This window comes from Streptomyces sp. Ac-502 (genome assembly GCF_045222935.1).
Classification (GTDB): Bacteria; Actinomycetota; Actinomycetes; order Streptomycetales; family Streptomycetaceae; genus Streptomyces; species Streptomyces monomycini.
This window is the reverse complement of record NZ_JBHFFO010000001.1, coordinates 5,196,106-5,216,312: the sequence shown is the minus strand read 5'-3', so window position 1 is coordinate 5,216,312 and position 20,207 is coordinate 5,196,106. Positions and strand designations below refer to the sequence as shown.

Sequence of the window (20,207 nt, the reverse complement as noted above, 5' to 3'; positions counted from 1 at the left end):
CCGGACGATTTTGGCCGGGAAATGGCTCCCGGCTTTACCCAAAGCCATTCCATCGAGTGACCGCACCGCCATCCGGCTGACGGGGAGGGAGCCCCAACTAGGGTTCCCCGCAAGCGTCGTGTGGCGCCCGTGCCGCCCGGCGGCGCGGCTGTCACGGCGGCGTCCGGCAAGTGGCTCACCGGCATTGCGATGTCAGTGGCCGGTGCCACAGTGGTGAAGAGTGAGCGACGCCGCCGGAAGCCGTCCGCGGCCCCGGCACCGTCGCCCCGCTCTCGTCTCGACCCGTGTTCTCTCCGTCCCGTTGATCAGGGCAGCAGGGGGTGTACAGGCTGGTGGCAGGTCCGGAAGCAGGAGCAGAGGCGGCGCGCGCCCGCGCGCTCGCGGTGCTGCGGATCCGCGGCGCGGCGCTGGGCGTGGCCCTGGTGCCCGCGGCGGTGGCGGTGGTGCTGCTCGTCGGGGGCCTCACCGGCCGCATCGGCCGCGCCGACCCGGTCACGAGTTCCGGCGGCTGGGACACGGCGCGCTGGGCCGTGACCGGCCTCGCGCTGGTCGTGCTGCTGCTGGCGGCGCTGGTCACGGCCGTCGTCGTCCGGGCGCGGCCCGCGCTGAGCCCGTCGGTACCGATAGCCGAGTCCTCGGCCCCCGACCTGTACCGCCTCGTACGGGACCTGGCCGACCGCCTGGAGGTGCCCGCGCCGTCCGCGATAGCCCTGACGCCCGACTGCGACAGCTGGCTGGAGGACCGTACGCACCGTGCGCACGCCCCGCCCCGCGGCCGGGCGGCGCGCGGCGGCGAGGGCGCGGGAGCGCGCGACGGCGCGCGTGCGGTGCAGGCGCCGGTCCTGGTGATCGGTTCGCCGTTCATGTGGTGGATGCGGGTCGCCGAGCTGCGGGCCCTGCTGGCGCCCGTCGTGGCCGGCACCGGCCCCTCCGCCAACCCGGACATAGCCGCGGCCCGCCGCTTCGTACGGGGCCTGGACGCCGCGGTGGCGGTCTCCGCGAACGCCAGGAGCCCGCTGACCGCACCGGCGCCGGCGTTCGTCGGCTGGGTCGCGCGGCTGCTGCTGCGGGCCTGCCGCGAGCACGCCCTGGAGATGGAGCGGTGCGTGGCCGCCGCCGCTTCCGAGCGCGCCCAGAGCGTCGACTACGGCCTGCGGATCGTCGCCCAGGAGCAGGTCGGGCTGGCGTACGCGGGCTGGGACCGGTTGCTGACCCGGGTCGCCCTGCCCGCCTGGCGGATGGGCCGCTGGCCCTCCCGGCTGGACGCCGGGGTGGTCTCCGCCCTCACCGAACTCTCCCGCCGCGACCGGCTGGCCGAAGGTTTCGCCTCCCGCCTGGGCGAGCGCCCGGCGTGCGACCTCCTGGAGGAGCCCGGCGCCGTGGACCGCGCCGCCTCCCTCCTCGCCGCCCGCCTCTTCCACGGCGGCCCGGCCGAGCCCGGGCCCGACTGGTCGCCGGTCGGCTGGCAGCAGTATCCGGAGGAGGTCGTGGACCGCAAGTGGCGCCAGGAGGCCGCCCGCCTGCACCGCGTCCTGGACGCCCTCCCGCCGGCCCCGGGCGAGGGCGCGCAGTCGCCGCGCCCCCGGCGACGCCGGAGCGGCCCGCCCGCCCCGAGTGCCGCATACCCCACCCGGCCCCGCAGTCCCCGGGCGCGCAGTCCCCAGCGCCGCAAGCCCCTGGGTCGGGAGAGCCCCTGGCCCTGCAGTCGTCAGGGCGGCAGTCGTCAGGACGGCAGTCGTCAGGGGCGCAGCCCCCGGTGCCGGGCGAGCGGTCCGCCGATCCCGGGCCGGAGAGTTCCGGTCCGACACTGATACGGGTCATCGAACGCCTGATGGCGGACGAGGGCGCGGGCGACCTCGTGGCCGCCCGGCTCGGCGCCGAGCTGGCGCGGGAGGAGTCCGTGGAGGCGGAGCGCCAGGCGGCTCGCGCGCCGGCGGCCGACGGTCCGGGCGCGGGCGCGGACGCGCCGGGCATCTCCGGCATCCCCGGTGTCACCTGGGGTGACGGCCTCGCCGACGGGCTTCCGCTGTTCCCGATGCAGCCCCCGCGCACGGGCCGTGAGCTGCTCGCCGACCATGTGACCGCGATGGTGTGCTGTGCCGCCGTGGACACCGCCGGCGCCGCCCCCGGTCTGGACTGGCTCGACGGCCCGGTCCTGCTCGTGGACGGCGTGCGCCGTTCGGACCTGGGGCACCCGGTGCACCGGCTCGTCGACGACGGTGACGCGGGCCCGCTGGGCGACTGGCTCGGCGAGGTCGGCGTACGGCCGGAGAAGCCGGTCCGGCTCGTGTGAGGGGGCGCCAAGGGCGCGTAGGGAGCGTACGGGGGCGCATTCGGGGGCATGAAGGAGCCGAGTGCGCCTGTTGTCGGCACCCGCCGTGCATCACCCGCACGACCGGGCTGAATGTTCCCCTCCAGTTCGCCGTTCATGGCCGGAACCCTCGCGAATTCACGACGAAGGGTGACGGAGCAAGTGCGTAATGTGATGTGCTGGGGTCGGCCCCAGTCGTTCAATCGAGCACGACATCTGAGTGCCGCGGCGGCCTGCTCAGTCGGCGGGGGGACGCAGGGAGGGGAGTACGAATGGGGACGGAGCAGATCCGGCGCTGGGAGTCGGGTGCGCTTGCGCACGCGGTCACGGATCCGTTCGGACAGGGCCCGCTGCCCTGGCTGCGCGGCAGCGAGAACTACTTCGACTCCGGTCAGGTGGTCCCCTGGTACGTCGATCCGGCGGTCGCCCCCGGCGAGAAGCGCCTGCCCTCGCCCCGCTCCAGCGCCGGACCCCGTACGGCCGACGACGTCCGGCAGCAGATCAAGGGCTTCGTGAGCACCGGCGCGGTCGCCCCCGGCGAAGCCATCGACTTCCGCGTCTCGGTCGACCCGCCCCAGCCCTTCAGCATCGACATCTACCGCATCGGCCACTATGCGGGCACCGGCGCCGCCAAGATCACGACCAGCCCCCGGCTGGCCGGCATCGTGCAGCCCGCGCCGCTCACCGCCGACCGCACGGTCTCCTGCCACCACTGGTGGCTGTCCTGGCGCCTCCAGGTCCCCACGTACTGGAAGCTGGGCGCCTACGTCGCCGTCCTGACCACCGCCGACGGCCACCGCAGCCATGTCCCGTTCACGGTCCGCGACGCCCACCCCGCCGACCTCCTGCTCCTCCTGCCCGACATCACCTGGCAGGCCTACAACCTCTACCCGGAGGACGGCCGTACGGGCGCCAGCCTGTACCACGCCTGGGACGCGGACGGCTCGCTCCTCGGCGAACCGGACGCCGCCACCACCGTCTCCTTCGACCGCCCGTACGCGGGCGCCGGCCTGCCCCTGCACGTCGGCCATGCCTACGACTTCATCCGCTGGGCCGAGCGCTACGGCTACGACCTCGCCTACGCCGACGCCCGCGACCTGCACGCCGGGCTGGTCGACCCATCCCGCTACCGCGGCCTGGTCTTCCCCGGCCACGACGAGTACTGGTCCCAGCCGATGCGCCGGACCGCCGAACTGGCCCGCGACAGCGGCACCTCACTCGTCTTCCTGTCCGCCAACACCATGTACTGGCAGGTCGAACTGGCCCCCTCGCCCGCCGGACCGGACTCGCTGCTCAGCTGCCGGAAACGGCAGGGCCCCGGGCGGCCCGCCCTCTGGCGTGAGGCCGGGGACCCGGAACAGCAGCTGATGGGCATCCAGTACGCGGGCCGGGTGCCGGAGCCCGCGCCGCTGGTCGTGCGCAACGCCGACCACTGGATGTGGGAGGCGACCGGCGCCCACGAGGGCGACGAACTGCCGGGTCTCGTCGCCGGCGAGGCGGACCGGTACTTCCCGCGCACGCCACTGCCCGAGCACAGCCACCGCATCCTGCTGGCGCACTCCCCGTACGAGGACAGCGAGGGCGCCCGCCGCCACCAGGAGACGTCGCTGTACCGGGCCCTCAGCGGCGCCCTGGTCTTCGCGTCCGGCACCTTCGCCTGGTCACCGGCGCTGGACCGCCCCGGCCACGTGGACGAACGCGTCCAGCGCGCGACGGCCAACCTGCTCGACCGCATCTGCAAGCGGGACTGAGGCGAGGGCCTTCAGGGGCCCGCCGCTACCGCGCCGCGAACGCCCCCAGCTCCCGTGCCAGCGCCACCGTCAGCGCCCGGAAGATCCGTACCTCCGGGTTGGGGTCGCCCGCCCGCGTCGCCAGCACGCTGTGCGCGCACGGCGCGTCCAGCACCGGCACGTACACCGTCCCCGGCCACGGGTAGTAGCGGGCGAAGGACTTCAGTCCGGAGCCCGCCCCACGGCCCGCCGCGACACTCGTCAGCACGTCGTGCGGGGTCAGCGCGCAGTCCGGGGCGCGGCGCTCGCCCTCGTCGAAGTACAGGTAGTCGGTGAACGGCCGCGGCGTGTGCCGGGGCAGCCGCAGGTACGGCAGGTCGATGATGTCCGCGACCCGGACACCCGTCGCCGCCGCGTCCGCGAGCTGCGAGGCCGCCGGGACGGCGACGATCCGCTGCTCGGTGGTCAACACGTCCACCTCGATGCCCTCGGCCTGGATCGCGGGCCGTACGAACGCGACGTCCACCCGGTCCTCGCGCAGCGCGCTGCAGTGCTCCGTGAAGGTCAACTGGACGAGCTTGAGCGGAACTTCCGGGCGGGCCCGGCGGAAGGCGTTGACGGCCGCCGGGGTGACCTCGGCCGAACCGTGGCCCATCACCCCCACCCGCAGCCCGCGCGCCGCCAGCGACGACGCCGCCGAGGCGTGCTGTGCCGCCTCGGTCACGTCCTCCACGGCGGCATTGGCGGCGGCCAGCAGCGTACGGGCGTGGGAAACCAGGCGGCGGCCGGCGGCGGTCGGCTGCACGGGGCCGTTGCCGCGGTCCAGCAGCCGGGTGCCCAGCTCGCGCTCCAGCTGCTGCACGTGCTGGGTGACCGCGGCCGGCGAGAGGAAGAGCCGCGACGCGGCCCGCCCGAAGTGGCCTTCCTCGACCACCGCCAAGAAGGAAGACAGGCGTCGCAGGTCCATGAGTGCCACGATAAAACGATCCGGCGTCCGGTCGCGGGGGCCGTTCACGATTCCTGAACGGAGGCGGCGCCCAGGGCCTCCGGCCTCGTACAACGGCTCTCATGAGCACGCCCGCCGCCGATCCCCGTACCGACCCGCATACCGATGTCCGTACCGGTCCCCGTGCGGATTCCCGTACCGATCCACGTACCGGTCCCCGTGCGGATTCCCGTACCGGCCCCCACCACCGCCACTGGCTGCGGGCCGGCTGGATGATGACCGCCTCCGGCTGGAGTGCCAACCAGTTCTCCGCCCTCCTCGGCGCCTACCGCGACGACCTGGGCCTGACCACGGCCACCACCACCGCCCTCTTCGCGGTGTACGTCCTCGGCCTGATCCCCGGGCTGCTGCTGGGCGGCCCGCTCGCCGACCGGCGCGGCCGCCGCCCCGTCGTCTACAGCGCGCTCGCCACCGCCGCCGTGGCGACGTGCCTGCTGATGGCGGGCCCGGCCGCCGCCTGGCTGCTGTGGCCGGGCCGCTTCCTGACCGGCCTCGGCGCGGGCGCCCTGCTCACCGCGGGCAGCGTGTGGATCAAGGAACTCTCGTCCGCCCCGTACGACCCGGCCACCGCGCCCGGCACCGCGGCCCGCCGCTCCGGGCTCTTCCTCTCCGCGGGCTTCGCCTCCGGCGGGCTGGCCGCCGCGCTGATCGCCCAGTGGGCACCGCACCCGATGGTCACGGCGTACGTCCCGCACCTGGTGCTCTCGGCGGCGGCCGCGGTGGCGGCCGCCCGGGCGCCGGAGACGGGCCGGGCCGGGCTCGCGCTCCGTCCGGACGCCGGGGAGACGCACTCCGCCGCCGATGCGGACCGGCCCGCCGCACACGGGACGCCCGCCGCACACGGGACGTCCGCCACCCCCTTCCGGCGGCTGGTCGCCCCGGTGGCCCCCTGGGTGTTCGCCGCGCCCACCATCGCCTTCGTGACCCTCCCCGGACTCGTCGGCGACCGCCTGGACGGCTGGCAGACCGTGTACGCGGGGGTCGCCACCGCCGTGACCCCGGGCGCCGGGCTCCTCGTGGCGCCCCTCGCCCGCCGGCTCGCCGCCCGGCACCGCCTCGCCACCGCCGCCGCCGGACTGGCGGCCGTCGCCCTCGGCCTCCTCGTCGCCGCCGGCGCCGTCGCGGCCGGGCAGCCCGTCGTGGCGCTGATCGCCGCGGTGGTGCTCGGCGGCGGATACGGGCTGTGCGTGGCGTACGGGCTGACCGAGGTCGCCGCCCAGGCGCCGCCGCACCGGCTGGCCCGCCTCACCGCCCGCTTCTGGACCCTCGCCTACCTGGGCTTCTTCGCCCCGTACGTGATCACCCTGGTCAGCGCGGCGGTGCCGCCGGCCGTCATCCTCACGGCCGCGGCGGTGCTGGCCCTGCTGACGCTGGGCGCGGTCGGCCGCGCGGCCCGCCGGGACGGGGTGTGACCCGCTCCCGACCCGCCCCGATCCGCACCCGACCCGCTCCCGACCCGCCCCGATCCGCACCCGATCCGCTCCCGACCCGCCCCGGAACGCACCCGACCCGCCCCCGAACGCCCCCGATCCGCCCCCGACCAGCACCTGAGTGGGCCCCCGCCCGACCCTGCGCCGTCGTTCCCGCTCCGTATACGGGAGAATCGGGGTGAGGGGCCTGGATCAACCTACGCGGAGGCAGCGTGTCCGGTTTTGTAGAAAAGCCCGAGGCAGTGGAGGTACCGGGGCTCACCCATCTCCACACCGGCAAGGTGCGGGACCTCTACCAGAACGCCGACGGCGACCTGGTCATGGTCGCCAGCGACCGCATCTCCGCCTACGACTGGGTGCTGCCCACCGAGATTCCCGACAAGGGGCGGGTGCTGACCCAGCTCTCGCTGTGGTGGTTCGACCAGCTCGCCGACCTGGTCCCCCACCACGTCCTCTCCACGGACCTGCCCCCCGGCGCCCCGGCGGACTGGGCCGGCCGTACGACGGTCTGCACGTCCCTGGCGATGGTCCCCGTCGAGTGCGTCGCCCGCGGCTACCTCACCGGCTCCGGCCTCGCCGAGTACCGGCAGACCCGTACGGTGTGCGGGCTGGCGCTGCCGGAGGGGCTGACCGACGGCTCGGAACTGCCCGGGCCGATCTTCACCCCCGCCACCAAGGCCGCCGTCGGCGAGCACGACGAGAACGTCCCGTACGAGGAGGTGGCCCGCCAGGTCGGCGCCGAGGTCGCCGCCCAGCTCCGGCAGACCACCCTCGCCGTGTACGGCCGCGCCCGCGACATCGCCCGCGAACGCGGCATCGTCCTGGCGGACACCAAGTTCGAGTTCGGCTTCGACGGGGAGCGGCGGCTGACGCTGGCGGACGAGGTTCTCACGCCGGACTCCTCACGCTTCTGGCCCGCGGACGTGTGGCAGCCGGGCCGGGCCCAGCCGTCCTTCGACAAGCAGTTCGTCCGCGACTGGCTCACCTCGCCCGCCTCCGGCTGGGACCGCAGGAGCGAGCAGCCGCCTCCGCCGCTGCCGCAGGAGACGGTCGAGCGCACCCGCGCCAAGTACATCGAGGCGTACGAGCGGCTCACCGGGCTGCCCTGGTCGTGACGGCGGGGACGGAGGGACGCCGGTCGCCTGCCGGAGAGCGGCGGCCGGCAGCACTCCCCGTCCGCAGGTGAAGGCCCGTACGCGAAAGGCCCCGGTCATGATGACCGGGGCCTTTTCCCTGAGCGGACGACGAGGCTCGAACTCGCGACCTCAACCTTGGCAAGGTTGCGCTCTACCAACTGAGCTACGTCCGCCTGCCCCGCGCTCAGCGGCGCGGTGCGGGCTCCACTATAGCCAACCTCGGGCGCGCGCGATGCGCGCCGCCGCGTGCCGGTTCTCCGCGCACAGTTTCGCGGCGGCCGAGGAGAGGTAGTTGCGCACCGTTCCCGGCGACAGCGCGGCCCGCTCCGCGATCTCCGCGATGGGCGCGCCGTTCTCCGCGTACTCCAGCACCTCCGCCTCCCGTACGGTCAGCGGCGAGTCCCCGGCGCTGATCGCGTCGGCTGCCAACTCCGGGTCGACATAACGGTTTCCGGCGTGCACCGAGCGGATGATCTCGGCCAGCCGCTGGGCCGAGACGGTCTTGGGGACGAAGCCCCTGACCCCCGCCTCCAGGGCCCGCTTCAGGTGGCCGGGGCGCCCGTGACTGGTCACGATCATGGCCCGGCAGCCGGGCAGCCGGGTGCGCAGCGATGTGGCCACCGCCACACCGTCCATCCCCGGCATCTGAAGATCCAGTACGGCGATGTCGGGACGCTGGGCCAGCGCCATCGCCAGGGCCTCCGGGCCCGAAGCGGCCTCCGCCACCACCTGGAGATCGTCTTCCAGCGCCAGCAGCGCCGCCAGCGCGCCCCGGATCAGATGCTCGTCGTCGGCGAGCAGCACCCGTAGCGGCGCCGGGGCGCCGGCCGCTTCCGGAGCCCCGGCCGCACTCGGAAGCCCCTCCGCGGCCGCATCCGGCCCACGCCCCTCAGCTCCCCGCCCCTCGGCCCGCTGCGCCTCCACCATGCTCTCCGCTTCCCTCACGTCGTTCCCGCCCCCGCGCCGGGGCTTCCGGCGGCATTCGATGGCCTACGGCCCGCGCCCGGCCCGTCCTCGCACCTGCCCCCGCCTCCCGGTGGCCCGCCCGCGGCGGCCTCCGGCCCGTACCTCTGCGGTTCATCCTTCGCCAGCGGTACCTGGGCCCGCAGCCAGAAGCGCCCGTCCGGCCGGGGGCCGACGGTCAGGGTGCCGCCGAGGGCGGCGAGCCGTTCCCGTAGCCCGGCTGTGCCACTCCCGTCACCGCGGCGCACGGCATCCCGCACCACACCGTCGTTCTCCATCGTGAACACCACCGCAGGCCCGGACCGCTCCGTCGTGGCCGTCCGCCCGGCACCGTCCGGGCCGTCGCCCGTCACCCGCAGCGTCATCCAGCAGGTGACCGCGTCGGCGTGCCGCAGCACGTTGGTGGTGCCCTCCCGTACGACCCAGGCCAGCACCGCCTGCGTCTGCTGCGGCACCCCGGCGCTGCCCTCCTGGTCGATGAGGCACTCCACCCCGGCAGCCTGGAGCACGGCCCGCGCTCCCGCCAGCTCCACCTCCAGATCGGCCTCCCGGTAGGCGCGCACCACGTCCCGTACCTCCCGCTGGGAGTCCTGGGCCATCTGCTGGACCTCCGCCATCTGGTCGGCGGCCTCCGGGCGCCCCTTGCGTGCGAGCCGTTCCGCCAGCTCGCTCTTGAGCGCGATCACGGCCAGGTTCCGGCCGACCACGTCGTGCATGTCGCGCGCGAACCGCAGCCGTTCCTCGGTGACGGCCAGCCGGGCCTGGTCGCCCTTGGCCTCGTCCAGCTCCCGCATCGCGGCGAGGATCCAGCCCCAGCTGCGGCACGTCAGCGCGGCGAAACCCGCGGAGAAGGCGAAGGTGGGCGGCAGCCCCCATGCGTACTTCAGCGGGATGCCCGCGAGGGCCAGCGCCGCCACGGTGACCACCGAGACCGCGGCGCACACCAGGGCCTGCCACCGCTTCTTGACGACCAGGGAGAGGAGGCACCCGGCGGGCAGGGTGGGGAACAGCATCGCCGTGCAGTAGACCGCTACGGGCAACGGCAGGGTGGTGGCGACCGCTGTCAGCAGGCCCACCGACACGGCCGACAGCACCCCGGACACGGCGATCAGCCGCCACGGCGCGGGGGTGCCGTACACGTAGTGCGACAGTCCGTGCCGGACGCCGGGAACGTAGACGCCGCACTGCACCAGCCCCAGCACCACGGTCGCCACGAGCAGCGGCGGAACCCGGTGCACCTCGGCCGCCGCGGCACCCAGGGACGCCGCGAGCCAGCCGATGAGCAACAGCCACGGCGAGATGTACAGCGTCCACCGCGCCCACAAGTACACCTGCGCGACCCTGCCGCGCCCCCGCAACTTGCGCAGCTGCCCGTGGAACACCGGCCCCGCACCCCCGTCGTCCCCATCGCCGTACATCGTCAGTGCCGTGGCTCCCAACGGAACCACCGACGTACAGCAAACACCGCGAGACCGGCCCAGACCAACGCGATGACCAGCCGCTTCAGCGTTTCGGTGAGGTCACCCCCGCCGATCCAGCCGTCCCGGACCAGCCCCATCACGGGGGAGAGCGGCAGCAGCTCCAGGATGTTGGCGATCTTGTCGGGCAGGATGTCCAGCGGCACGATCATGCCGGAGCCGGCCATCGAGACGAAGACGAACGGCATCGTCGTCAGCTGCGCCGCCTCGGCGCTCTTGGTGATGCCGGTGGAGGCGGCGGCCATCGCCACCGCGATCAGCATGCCCAGGGCCACGCCCAGCACGACCAGGTGCGGGGAACGGGGCGCGCCCGCGTCCAGCGCCAGGGAGCCGAGGACCGCCAGCAGGACGATCTGCGCCAGCCCGAGGAGGACCGCCGGCAGTGCCGCCCCGGCCAGGATCTCCCGGTCCGACAGCTCGCCGCAGCGCAGCCGCTTGAGCACCAGTTCCTCCCGCCGCGTCACCAGCGACCCGGTGACGGACGAATACACCGCGAAGAGCAGGACGAAGCCGATGGTGCCCGGCAGCAGCACCGTGCCGACCGACAGGCCGTTGGCCTGCAACGGCATCTGGGAGACCGCCTGCCGCATGGCGAAAGCCATGATCAGCGGCATCAGCAGCGTCATGAACAGCGCGGTCTTGTTACGGCCCAGGAGGATCAGCTCGGCGCGGAACAGGGCGGTCAGCCGCTCCTGCGGTCCCCTGCGGGCGGCCGCCCCGGAACCCGTACCGGGCCGTTGCTCGACGGCCTTGACGTCGGTGACGCTCACTTCTCCTCCAAACCCTTGGCGATCCGCAGGAACGCCTCTTCCAGCGATGCCGAGCGGGCGTCCAACCCCCGCAGCTCGACGCCCTCGTCGCGCGCCCAGAGCAGCAGGCCGGTCGCGGCCCGCTGCAGGTCGGACGTGTGCAGCCGCAGGGTCCGGCCCGCCGTCTCGTGCCCGTCGACGCCCATCGCCGCCAGCGGCGGCAGGTCGCCCGGGGTGTAGCCCGGGGGAAGTTCGAAGGAGATCTGCGCGGGGTGGGTGGCCACCACGTCCGCGACCGTGCCGGCCGTCGCGATCCGGCCCTGGTGCATGATCGCGAGGCGGTCGGCCAGCTCCTGGGCCTCTTCCAGGTAGTGCGTGGTCAGCACGACCGTCGTGCCGCCCTCCCGCAGCTCGCGGATCAACTCCCAGGTCGTATGGCGGGCTTCGGTGTCCAGGCCGGTGGTCGGCTCGTCCAGGAAGAGCACCTCGGGCCGTCCCAGCGTCGCCGTGGCCAGGTCCAGCCGCCGCCGCTCACCGCCGGAGAGCTGCTTGACCCGTACGTCCTTGCGCTTGGTCATGCCGACGGTGGCCAGCGCCTCGCCGACCGGCCGGGCGCCGGTGGTGGCCCCGGCCCACATCCGTACGGTCTCCTCCACGGTCAACTCCGCGGGGAAGCCGCCCTCCTGGAGCATCGCGCCGACCCGCGGCCGGACCTTCGCACGCTCCGTGTACGGGTTGTGGCCCAGCACCCGCACCGAGCCGCCGGTCGGCGCGGCCAGCCCCTCCAGGATTTCGAGGGTGGAGGTCTTGCCCGCCCCGTTCGTCCCCAACAGGGCGAACAGCTCTCCGCGCTCGACGGAGAAGTCGATGCCCCGTACCGCCTCGAAGGCCGCGGTGGCCTTCTTGCTCTTCCGGCCGTCCCCGGACGGCCCGTAACGTCTGCGCAGGCCCGTGACGTCTATCACGCGCTCGCTCGTGTCCCCGATGTCCATGCTTCAAGGCTCCCGTCGGAACCCGGCTGCGGGCAGTGCGGGTTGTCATCACCGCGGATGACAAATGTCAGGAGGGGAGGGAGCGGGGGATTGGTGGGCGGGGAGGCGGCCGGGGTCGATGCGTGGTCCGGGCGGGGGCGAACAGAGGCCCACCACCGGGCCGGACAAAGCAAAAGACCCCGGTCGATATGACCGGGGTCTTTCTTCTGAGCGGACGACGAGGCTCGAACTCGCGACCTCAACCTTGGCAAGGTTGCGCTCTACCAACTGAGCTACGTCCGCAGGCATCCGACCGGCTTTCACCGGGCGGCGCGACAGCTACTCTACCTGATCCACCGGAGTGGTCGGTACTGTCGGAGCGGGTGACAGGGATTGCACACTGCGCCTCCCCCTTGGAAAGGGGGCGCTCTACTACTGAGCTACACCCGCATGACCACCATCAATCGGTCCGTACGGACTTCTTGATGCTGTCAGAGCGGGTGACAGGGATTGCACACTGCGCCTCCCTCTTGGAAAGAGGGCGCTCTACTACTGAGCTACACCCGCGTGACTCCTCGGGATCCGGCCTTTCGGCCTCGCCCCTCGGCGTGCTCCAGACTCTAGCTGATCAACAGGGGGGCTGCGCAACTCCGCTGCGGGACAGCCGGAAGCGGCCGCGGGCGGGGCGCCTTCCGGCCGTCGCCGGGCCGCCGCTCGACCTCCGTCCGGCTCTTCCGTCCGGCTCTTCCGTCCGGTCCTTCCGCCCGTCCGCTCGGCGCGGCCATCGCCGGATCGTCTCCGTCCCCGCCCGGCGGCTCCGCCCCCCCGCCATCCCCGCCCCCGGTCGCCGCCTCTGTCCCCGGCCTCGTCTCCGTCCCCGGCCTCGTCTCCGTCCCCGGCCCCGTCTCCGTCCGGCCGCGGACCGGCGGCCGGACGGAGACGGGTGGGGCGCATGAGAAGGAGGGGGCGGGGGAGAGGGGTGAGGGGAGGGCGGGGGCGGGGCCTCCGGATCAGCTGTTGGCCGCGTCGAAAGCCTCGTAGACCTTCTTCGGGATCCGGCCGCGCGGGGGCACGTCCATGTGGTGGGAACGGGCCCAGGCGCGCACGGCGGCGGGGTCCGGTGTCACCGAGGTGTGGTGGTACGCCTTGCCGGACCTCGACCGCTTGCGGCCGGCCTCCACGAACGGGGCGAGGGTGCCGCGCAGTTTCTTCGCATTGGCGGGATTGAGGTCGATCTCGTACCACTTCCCGTCCAAACCGAAGATGACCGTCTCTGCGGCTTCTCCGCCTTCGATGTCATCGGAGAGCGTGACTACTACGCGCTGCGCCACGGATATCGGTCCTTTCGAGCAGCGACCCCACCTTGACATGGGGGATGCTGCAGATCCGGCTGATTGGGATCAATGCATTTTCATTTGTACAGCGGCGGGCATTGCATGGTGAAGCCCAGTTAATTTCCTCAGCGTGTCCTTCCGCAATGCGGACCCTAGGTCTTTTCTGAGATTTTCCCCACCACTTACCGCGGCCGACGCCGTACCGTGACCGCACCGTCACGATATCTATGCGCGTAGATTTTCGAACACGGTACTGTGATGGCACCGCCTTACGCACCACACCATCGGGAGTGCCAGTGGCACGCGTCGTAGTCGACGTCATGCTCAAGCCGGAGATCCTCGACCCGCAGGGCCAGGCGGTGCAGCGCGCACTGCCACGCCTGGGATTCGAGGGGATCGGCGACGTCCGTCAGGGCAAGCGTTTCGAACTTGAGGTGGAGGGCCCGGTCGACGACGCCGCCCTCGCCCGTATCCACGAGATGGCCGAGACCTTCCTGGCCAACACCGTCATCGAAGACTTCACCGTCCACGTCGAAGACCAGGCCGGGTCATGACAGCGCGCATCGGGGTCATCACCTTTCCTGGCACGCTCGACGACCGTGACACCCAGCGCGCCGTCCGGCTCGCCGGGGCCGAGGCGGTGCCGCTGTGGCACCGCGACAAGGACCTCAAGCAGGTCGACGCCGTGGTGCTGCCCGGCGGCTTCTCCTACGGCGACTACCTGCGGGCCGGCGCCATCTCCCGCTTCTCGCCGGTCATGGAGACCGTGATCGAACAGGCCAGGGGCGGCCTGCCGGTCCTGGGCATCTGCAACGGCTTCCAGGTCCTGACCGAGACGCACCTGCTGCCCGGCGCCATGCTGCGCAACGACAGCCTGCACTTCGTCTGCCGCGACCAGAAGCTGCGGGTGGAGAACGCGGGCACCGCCTGGACCGCCGACTACACCGCCGGCCAGGAGATCTCCGTACCGCTGAAGAACATCGACGGCCGGTACGTCGCCGACGAGCGCACGCTCGACATGCTGGAGGCCGAGGGCCGGGTCGCCTTCCGCTACCTGACCGAGGGCGACACCGCCGACGGGTACGGCAACCCCAACGGCTCGCTGCGCGACATCGCCGGCGTCACCAACGAGGCGGGCAACGTCGTCGGCCTCATGCCGCACCCGGAGCACGCCGTCGAGCCGCTGATCGGCACCGGCCGTACGGACGGCCTCGGATTCTTCACCTCGATCCTGAAGAAATTGGTCAACGCATGACGCTCGACACGGTCAAGCACGCAGCCGAGACGCCGGACACCGACCAGCCGTGGGCCGAACTCGGCCTGAAGCAGGACGAGTACGAGCGCGTCCGCGAGATCCTCGGCCGCCGTCCCACCGGCGCCGAACTCGCCATGTACTCCGTCATGTGGTCCGAGCACTGCTCGTACAAGAGCAGCAAGGTCCACCTGAAGCAGTTCGGCCAGAAGGTCCCCGAGAACGACGCGATGCTCGTCGGCATCGGCGAGAACGCGGGCGTCGTCGACGTCGGCCAGGGCTACGCCGTCACCTTCAAGGTCGAGTCGCACAACCACCCGTCCTACGTGGAGCCCTATCAGGGCGCGGCCACCGGCGTCGGCGGCATCGTCCGCGACATCATCGCCATGGGCGCCCGCCCGGTCGCCGTCGTGGACCCGCTGCGCTTCGGCGCCGCCGACCACCCCGACACCAAGCGCGTCCTGCCGGGCGTCGTCGCGGGCATCGGCGGCTACGGCAACTGCCTGGGCCTGCCCAACATCGGCGGCGAGGTCGTCTTCGACGCCTGCTACCAGGGCAACCCGCTGGTCAACGCCGGTGCCATCGGCGTGATGCGGCACGAGGACATCCACCTCGCCAAGGCGTCCGGCGCCGGCAACAAGGTCATCCTCTACGGCGCCCGGACCGGCGGCGACGGCATCGGCGGCGCCTCCATCCTGGCCTCCGAGACGTTCGACGACGCGAAACCGTCGAAGCGCCCCGCCGTCCAGGTCGGCGACCCCTTCCAGGAGAAGCTGCTCATCGAGTGCACCCTGGAGGCGTTCGCCGAGAAGCTCGTCGTCGGCATCCAGGACCTCGGCGCGGCCGGACTGTCCTGCGCCACCAGCGAGCTGGCCTCCAACGGCTCCGGCGGCATGCGCGTGGAGCTGGACGACGTACCGCTGCGCGACTCGACGCTCTCGCCCGAGGAAATCCTCATGAGCGAGTCGCAGGAACGCATGTGCGCCGTCGTGGAGCCGGCGAAGGTCGAACGGTTCCTGGCGATCTGCGAGAAGTGGGACGTCACCGCCACCGTCATCGGCGAGGTCACCGACGGCGACCGGCTGGAGATCTACTGGCACGGCGAGAAGATCGTCGACGTCGACCCCAAGACCGTCGCCCACGAGGGCCCGGTCTACGAGCGGCCCTACGCGCGTCCCGCGTGGCAGGACGCCCTCCAGGCCGACGACGCGGGCAAGCTGCCGCGGCCGCGGACCGGCGACGAACTGCGCGAGCAGGTCCTGAAGCTGGTCGCCTCGCCCAACCAGGCGTCCAAGTCCTGGATCACCAGCCAGTACGACCACTTCGTGCAGGGCGGCACCGTGCTGGCCCAGCCGGAGGACGCCGGCATGATCCGGATCGACGAGACGACCGGGCTGGGCGTGGCCATCGCCACCGACGGCAACGGCCGCTACGCCAAGCTCGACCCGTACCACGGCGCGCAGCTGGCGCTGGCCGAGTCCTACCGCAACGTCGCGGCGACCGGCGCCAAGCCGCTGGCGATCTCCGACTGCCTGAACTTCGGCTCGCCCGAGGACCCCGCGGTCATGTGGCAGTTCTCCGAGGCCGTCCGCGGTCTCGCCGACGGCTGCCTGGAGCTCGGTACGCCCGTCACCGGCGGCAACGTCTCGCTCTACAACCAGACCGGCGAGGCCGCCATCCACCCGACCCCCGTGGTCGCGGTGCTCGGCGTCATCGACGACGTCAGCCGTCGCACGCCGATCGCCTTCGCCGACGAGGGCCACCTCCTCTACCTTCTCGGTGACACCAAGGACGAACTGGGCGGCTCCGCCTGGTCCCAGGTCGTCCACGACCACCTCGGCGGCCTGCCGCCGCAGGTGGACCTGGGCCGCGAGAAGCTGCTGGCCGACATCCTGATCTCGGCCTCCCGCGACGGCATGGTCGACGCGGCGCACGACCTCTCCGACGGCGGCCTGATCCAGGCCCTCGTCGAGTCGTGCCTGCGCGGCGGCAAGGGCGCCCGGATCGTCGTCCCCGACGAGCTGGACCCCTTCGTCCTCCTCTTCTCGGAGTCGGCGGGCCGCGCGATCGTCGCGGTCCCGCGCAGCGAGGAGCTGCGCTTCACCGACATGTGCGGTGCGCGCGGCCTCCCGGCCACCCGCATCGGTGTGGTCGACGGCGACACGATCGACGTCCAGGGCCAGTTCACCCTGCCGCTGAGCGACCTCCGCGCAGCACACGAGGCAACCATCCCGTCCCTGTTCGCCTGACCCACCCGGACGGCGCCCCAACCGACGCCGTCCGTCCGCACGGTGGCCCGCTTGGCGCCGTTCGCTCGTACCGCGGCCCGTCCCTGCGGGGGCGGGCCGCTGTCGTGGGCCCTGCCGGGGCCGGTCTCTCCCGAGCCAGACCTTCCTCCCCTCCCCCCCTCCCCCCCGGCCCCCGCCCCCGCCCCCTCCCTCCCTGCCCCTCTTGTCCTTCCTTGCCCTTCCTTACCCTCGGGCTCCCCGTCTCCGTCCTACTCGTCCCCTGGGGGCTCCCACCCCCGAGCCACCCGTCCCCCCCCGGGTTCCCCGCGCCTGACCCACTCGCCTCCGGGGCCCCATCCCTGCCTCACTCGCCTCCCGGGGCCCCATACCTCCGTCCTACTCGCCCCCGGGCGCCATCTCCCCCGGCTGCCCTGTCTCCCCCGGCCCCCCAGCCGTCTCCCCTCCCCGTATGCGGAGCGCCAGGAGCGCTGCCAGTACCAGTACGGCTGTCGAGCAGAGGAAGACGACGGCTATGGAGGAGCCGAAGGCGTCCACCGCTTGGGTGTGGGCCTCGCCTTTCAGGGCCGGTATGGCGCTGGTGGAGCCGCCCGGGCCGCGGTCGGCGTAGACGCGGGCCAGTACCGTTCCGAAGAAGGCCACTCCCAGTGAGCTGCCCAGGGTCTGGAAGAAGCGGATGCCGGTCGTCGCCACTCCGAGCTGATGGCGCGGTGCGGCCTGCTGGGCCAGCACGATCAGCTGTCCCAGCGTCTGGCCGAATCCGGCGCCGAGCAGGAGGAGTTCGGCCTGTACGGCCCACAGGCCGGTGTCGGTGCCGTTCGTCGCGAGCAGGAGTGTGGCCACGGCGGCGCAGGCCGCACCGCTGACCACGGATCTCTTCTCCGACCAGCCGTGGGCGCCGAGCCTGCTCGTCGCCAGGCCCGAGACGGCGATGCCGAGCGCCACCGGGATCATGAACAGGCTCGCCGAGGCGGGCTCGACGCCGCGCACCAACTGGAGATAGATCATCACGTAGACCAGCGAGCCCGTCAGGGTCACGCCGATCAGGCCCTGGACCGCGAAGGCGGCGCGCAGCGTACGGATACGGAACATCGACAGCGGGAGCAGCGGTTCGGCGGCGGTGGCCTGCCGCCACAGGAACAGCCCGAGCAGCGCCACGGCCCCGCCGGTCAGACCCAGGATCACCGGGGAGCCCCAGGGGTGCTCCCGGCCGCCCCACTCCGTCACCAGCAGCAGCGCTGTGGAGAACGTGGCTGCCAGCGCCGCGCCGAGGAAGTCGATACGGCGCCGCTCGCCATGGTGGGGGAGCTTGAGGGTGAGTGCTGCCGCGACGAGCACGACCAGGCCGATCGGCAGGTTGACGTAGAAGATCCAGCGCCAGTCCGCGTGTTCGGCGAGCAGCCCGCCGACGACCGGCCCCAGGGCCATGCCGGCCCCCGCGACGAGCCCGCCCAGTCCGGCTCCCTTGCCCGCGCCGTGCTTCCCCGGGCCTCTGAGCTGGGCGATGACGACCATCGTGACGCTCATCAGCCCGCCGCCGCCCAGCCCTTGCACCGCGCGGAAGGCGATCAGTTGGTCCATGTCCTGCGCGGCCCCGCACAGCGCCGAGCCGAGCAGGAAGGTGGCGACGGCGCCGAGGAAGACCCGCTGCGCGCCGAGGGCGTCACAGAGCTTGCCGTACAGGGGCAGCGCGGCGGTGGCGGCGAGCGAGAACGCGCTGACCAGCCAGGGGATGCGGTCGATGCCGTGCAGCGGGTCCAGTTCGCGGACGATCGGGACGGTCGCGGCCGAGACGATGTTCTGGTCGAGGACGGCGAGCAGCATCGTGGCGAGGCAGACGACGAAGCCGACCTTGTACCGGCCCGGGGTCATGCCGCCGGGCCCGCCGAGGCCGTGTCCGTCGGCGCCAGGTCCGGAGCCGCCGTGTCTGTCGGCGCCAGGTCCGGCGCGGCCGGTGGCGACGCTGCCCGGCGAGGTCCGCGAAGGGTGCGAAGGAGTGGTCGAAGGGTTCATGGCAGCACCATGCCCGCGATGTGTGGACCGAGTCAATATTTTGCCCGGTACTATTTTTTGCCCTGGTACAGTGGTGGTATGGCCGAGGAGCTGGGACTGCGCGAGCGCAAGAAACTGCAGACGGAGCGGCGGGTCTGGCGGACCGCCGTCGAACTGTTCCTGGAGCGGGGCTTCGAGAAGGTCTCCGTCCAGGAGATCGCCGCCGCCGCCGAGGTCTCCAAGATGACCGTCTTCAACTACTACGGCTCCAAGGAGGACTTGGTCCTCAAGCCGATGGAGCACCACGCCGAGGACGCGGCCCGCGCCGTCCACAGCCGCGCGCCGGGGAGTCCGCGGTGGCGGCCGTCTGCCGGCAGTTCGTCGAGCTGCTGGAGTCGCGGGACCCCTCCGTGGGCCTGTGCGACCAGCAGGAGGTGCTCAGCATCCGCCGCCTGATCGTGGAGACGCCCGGCCTGCTGCTTCGCGCGTACGCCAACCGGATGCACGGCCTCCAACAGCTCGCCGAGGTGCTGGCGGCGGAGACCGGCGGCGACCGGATGGAGGCCCAGGTCGCCGCGGGCCAGCTGATGGCCGCCCGTAACGCGCTCATCAACGAGAACCACCGCAGGCTGCTGGCCGGCGAGTCCGCCGACGCGGTGTACCCGGACGCGGTGGCCGCCGCCCGCCGGGCCTTCGGCCTGGTGGAGCAAGGGCTGGGGGACTACGCGACGCGCCCCGCCGAGTAGCCTCGACGCCATGCCCAGTGCCCGCAAGCCGTCCGGCCGCGCCCGCGCCCGCAGTTACGACTCCGCGAAGACCCGCGCCGCCGTCATCGCCCAGTTCGGACACGTACGGTCCGCCGTGGAGCGCCTGACGCCGGAGCAGTTCGCGCTGCCCACCCGGCTGGGGGACTGGACGGTCCGCGAACTGGTCGCCCACCTGGCCATGGCGGTGGAGCAGGTTCCCGCGGCGCTCGCGCAGCCCGCGCCGCCCGCCCCGGAAGTCACCCTCGCCACCTGGCCGTCCGTGACCCGCGCACTGGCCTCGAAGGTCGACGAGAACGCCCGCGACACGGCGGCCGGCGGCGAACCCGCGGCCCTCCTGGACCACGCCGCCGCCCGGTACGCCGAAACGGTCCCGATGGCCTCCGACGACCGGCTGCTGGCGGTCCGGATCGGCGCGATGCGCCTGGCCGACTTCCTGGTGGTGCGCTGCGTCGAACTGGTCGTGCACACCGACGACCTGGCCGCCGCCACCGGCCTGGACATCCCGTTCGACCGCCAGGCCCTGGCCACCGCCACCCGGGTGCTCGCCGACGCGCTGGCCGTCAAGGCGCCCGGCGGCTCCGTCGAGGTCCGGGTGCCGCCGTTCGCCGTCGTCCAGTGCGTCGAAGGCCCCCGGCACACCAGGGGCACGCCGCCCAACGTCGTCGAGACCGACCCGATGACCTGGCTCCGCCTGGCCACCGGGCGTACGGACTGGCCCGCGGCGCTCGAAGCCGCCGCCGTGACCGCCAGCGGTGAACGGGCCGATCTCGCGCCGTATCTGCCCCTCATGGGCTGAACCCGGAGACGCGGCAGGCACTTTCCGGCGCCCCGCCTCACCCCTC

The 20,207-nt window shown here is 72.9% G+C and carries 17 protein-coding genes, 4 tRNA genes and 1 pseudogene; 11 read left to right on the top strand and 11 right to left on the bottom strand.

All coding sequences use genetic code 11. From position 1 onward, the window contains the following. Nucleotides 1-332: 332 nt before the first annotated feature. The 3 genes and pseudogenes from ACEXOX_RS23530 to ACEXOX_RS23520 all read left to right on the top strand — a co-directional run bounded on the left by ACEXOX_RS23530 (nt 333) and on the right by ACEXOX_RS23520 (nt 4,062). Nucleotides 333-1,811, top strand: a complete 1,479-nt coding sequence (locus tag ACEXOX_RS23530; protein ID WP_406523046.1) for a hypothetical protein — start codon at nt 333-335, stop codon at nt 1,809-1,811. Continuing rightward, a pseudogene (locus ACEXOX_RS23525) lies at nt 1,772-2,293 on the top strand (hypothetical protein); the annotation flags it as partial. The gene ACEXOX_RS23530 and the pseudogene ACEXOX_RS23525, both read left to right, overlap by 40 nt. Before the next feature lie 290 nt (nt 2,294-2,583). Then, nucleotides 2,584-4,062: a N,N-dimethylformamidase beta subunit family domain-containing protein gene (locus ACEXOX_RS23520; RefSeq protein ID WP_030023240.1), complete on the top strand. Its 1,479-nt coding sequence runs from the start codon at nt 2,584-2,586 to the stop codon at nt 4,060-4,062. A gap of 25 nt (nt 4,063-4,087) precedes the next feature. On the opposite strand, the gene ACEXOX_RS23515 is transcribed toward ACEXOX_RS23520, so the two are convergent. Next, nucleotides 4,088-5,008, bottom strand: coding sequence for a LysR family transcriptional regulator (locus ACEXOX_RS23515; RefSeq protein WP_406523045.1), 921 nt, complete (start codon nt 5,006-5,008; stop codon nt 4,088-4,090). Nucleotides 5,009-5,109: 101 nt separating this feature from the next. Here ACEXOX_RS23515 and ACEXOX_RS23510 point away from each other — a divergent pair, with 101 nt between their 5' ends. Then, complete coding sequence (locus ACEXOX_RS23510; protein WP_406523044.1) at nt 5,110-6,459, top strand: MFS transporter; 1,350 nt, start codon at nt 5,110-5,112, stop codon at nt 6,457-6,459. Nucleotides 6,460-6,689: 230 nt separating this feature from the next. After that, on the top strand, nt 6,690-7,592 hold the full coding sequence (locus tag ACEXOX_RS23505) for a phosphoribosylaminoimidazolesuccinocarboxamide synthase (protein WP_406523043.1): 903 nt from the start codon (nt 6,690-6,692) through the stop codon (nt 7,590-7,592). A gap of 121 nt (nt 7,593-7,713) precedes the next feature. On the opposite strand, the gene ACEXOX_RS23500 is transcribed toward ACEXOX_RS23505, so the two are convergent. From ACEXOX_RS23500 to ACEXOX_RS23460, 9 genes are all read right to left on the bottom strand, one after another. Continuing rightward, nucleotides 7,714-7,786: transfer RNA gene (locus tag ACEXOX_RS23500), tRNA-Gly, on the bottom strand. Between the two features lie 34 nt (nt 7,787-7,820). Further along, a complete protein-coding gene (locus tag ACEXOX_RS23495) occupies nt 7,821-8,540 on the bottom strand; it encodes a DNA-binding response regulator (RefSeq protein WP_406523042.1) in 720 nt (239 codons plus the stop codon). A 14-nt stretch (nt 8,541-8,554) separates the two neighbouring features. Further along, a complete protein-coding gene (locus tag ACEXOX_RS23490; RefSeq protein WP_406523040.1) occupies nt 8,555-9,958 on the bottom strand; it encodes a sensor histidine kinase in 1,404 nt (467 codons plus the stop codon). Between the two features lie 38 nt (nt 9,959-9,996). After that, nucleotides 9,997-10,824: an ABC transporter permease gene (locus ACEXOX_RS23485; RefSeq protein ID WP_406523038.1), complete on the bottom strand. Its 828-nt coding sequence runs from the start codon at nt 10,822-10,824 to the stop codon at nt 9,997-9,999. Continuing rightward, nucleotides 10,821-11,795: an ABC transporter ATP-binding protein gene (locus ACEXOX_RS23480; RefSeq protein ID WP_406523036.1), complete on the bottom strand. Its 975-nt coding sequence runs from the start codon at nt 11,793-11,795 to the stop codon at nt 10,821-10,823. Before ACEXOX_RS23480 ends, ACEXOX_RS23485 begins: the two co-directional genes overlap by 4 nt. Nucleotides 11,796-12,004: 209 nt before the next feature. Further along, nucleotides 12,005-12,077 (bottom strand) — tRNA-Gly (locus ACEXOX_RS23475). A 75-nt stretch (nt 12,078-12,152) separates the two neighbouring features. Then, nucleotides 12,153-12,224 (bottom strand) — tRNA-Gly (locus ACEXOX_RS23470). Between the two features lie 45 nt (nt 12,225-12,269). Next, a tRNA-Gly gene (locus tag ACEXOX_RS23465) sits at nt 12,270-12,341 on the bottom strand. Nucleotides 12,342-12,784: 443 nt separating this feature from the next. Then, the gene (locus ACEXOX_RS23460; RefSeq protein ID WP_406523034.1) at nt 12,785-13,105 is read right to left on the bottom strand and encodes an Lsr2 family protein; all 321 of its coding nucleotides are present in this window, start codon (nt 13,103-13,105) and stop codon (nt 12,785-12,787) included. Between the two features lie 299 nt (nt 13,106-13,404). Between ACEXOX_RS23460 and purS the strand changes: the two genes are divergently transcribed. The 3 genes from purS to purL are packed head-to-tail and all read left to right on the top strand — an operon-like array spanning nt 13,405 to nt 16,609. Continuing rightward, nucleotides 13,405-13,662 (top strand): phosphoribosylformylglycinamidine synthase subunit PurS, encoded by a 258-nt coding sequence (purS, locus tag ACEXOX_RS23455; protein WP_030023249.1) that lies wholly within the window; start codon nt 13,405-13,407, stop codon nt 13,660-13,662. Continuing rightward, complete coding sequence (gene purQ / locus ACEXOX_RS23450; RefSeq protein WP_406523032.1) at nt 13,659-14,363, top strand: phosphoribosylformylglycinamidine synthase subunit PurQ; 705 nt, start codon at nt 13,659-13,661, stop codon at nt 14,361-14,363. The genes purS and purQ overlap by 4 nt, the downstream gene beginning before the upstream one ends. Beyond that, on the top strand, nt 14,360-16,609 hold the full coding sequence (purL, locus tag ACEXOX_RS23445) for a phosphoribosylformylglycinamidine synthase subunit PurL (RefSeq protein WP_406523030.1): 2,250 nt from the start codon (nt 14,360-14,362) through the stop codon (nt 16,607-16,609). The genes purQ and purL overlap by 4 nt, the downstream gene beginning before the upstream one ends. Before the next feature lie 375 nt (nt 16,610-16,984). Here the strand turns inward: purL and ACEXOX_RS23440 are convergent, their stop codons facing one another. Next, on the bottom strand, nt 16,985-18,478 hold the full coding sequence (locus ACEXOX_RS23440) for an MFS transporter (protein WP_406526442.1): 1,494 nt from the start codon (nt 18,476-18,478) through the stop codon (nt 16,985-16,987). 219 nt (nt 18,479-18,697) lie between these two features. On the opposite strand from ACEXOX_RS23440, the gene ACEXOX_RS23435 reads away from it, so the two are divergent. Genes ACEXOX_RS23435 through ACEXOX_RS23425 form a run of 3 tightly spaced genes read left to right on the top strand, consistent with a single transcriptional unit; the run spans nt 18,698 to nt 20,161 of the window. Then, complete coding sequence (locus tag ACEXOX_RS23435) at nt 18,698-19,054, top strand: TetR/AcrR family transcriptional regulator (RefSeq protein ID WP_406523028.1); 357 nt, start codon at nt 18,698-18,700, stop codon at nt 19,052-19,054. Continuing rightward, nucleotides 19,033-19,344, top strand: coding sequence for a hypothetical protein (locus ACEXOX_RS23430; protein ID WP_406523026.1), 312 nt, complete (start codon nt 19,033-19,035; stop codon nt 19,342-19,344). Before ACEXOX_RS23435 ends, ACEXOX_RS23430 begins: the two co-directional genes overlap by 22 nt. Before the next feature lie 10 nt (nt 19,345-19,354). Then, a complete protein-coding gene (locus ACEXOX_RS23425) occupies nt 19,355-20,161 on the top strand; it encodes a sterol carrier family protein (RefSeq protein WP_406523024.1) in 807 nt (268 codons plus the stop codon). Nucleotides 20,162-20,207: the final 46 nt, after the last annotated feature.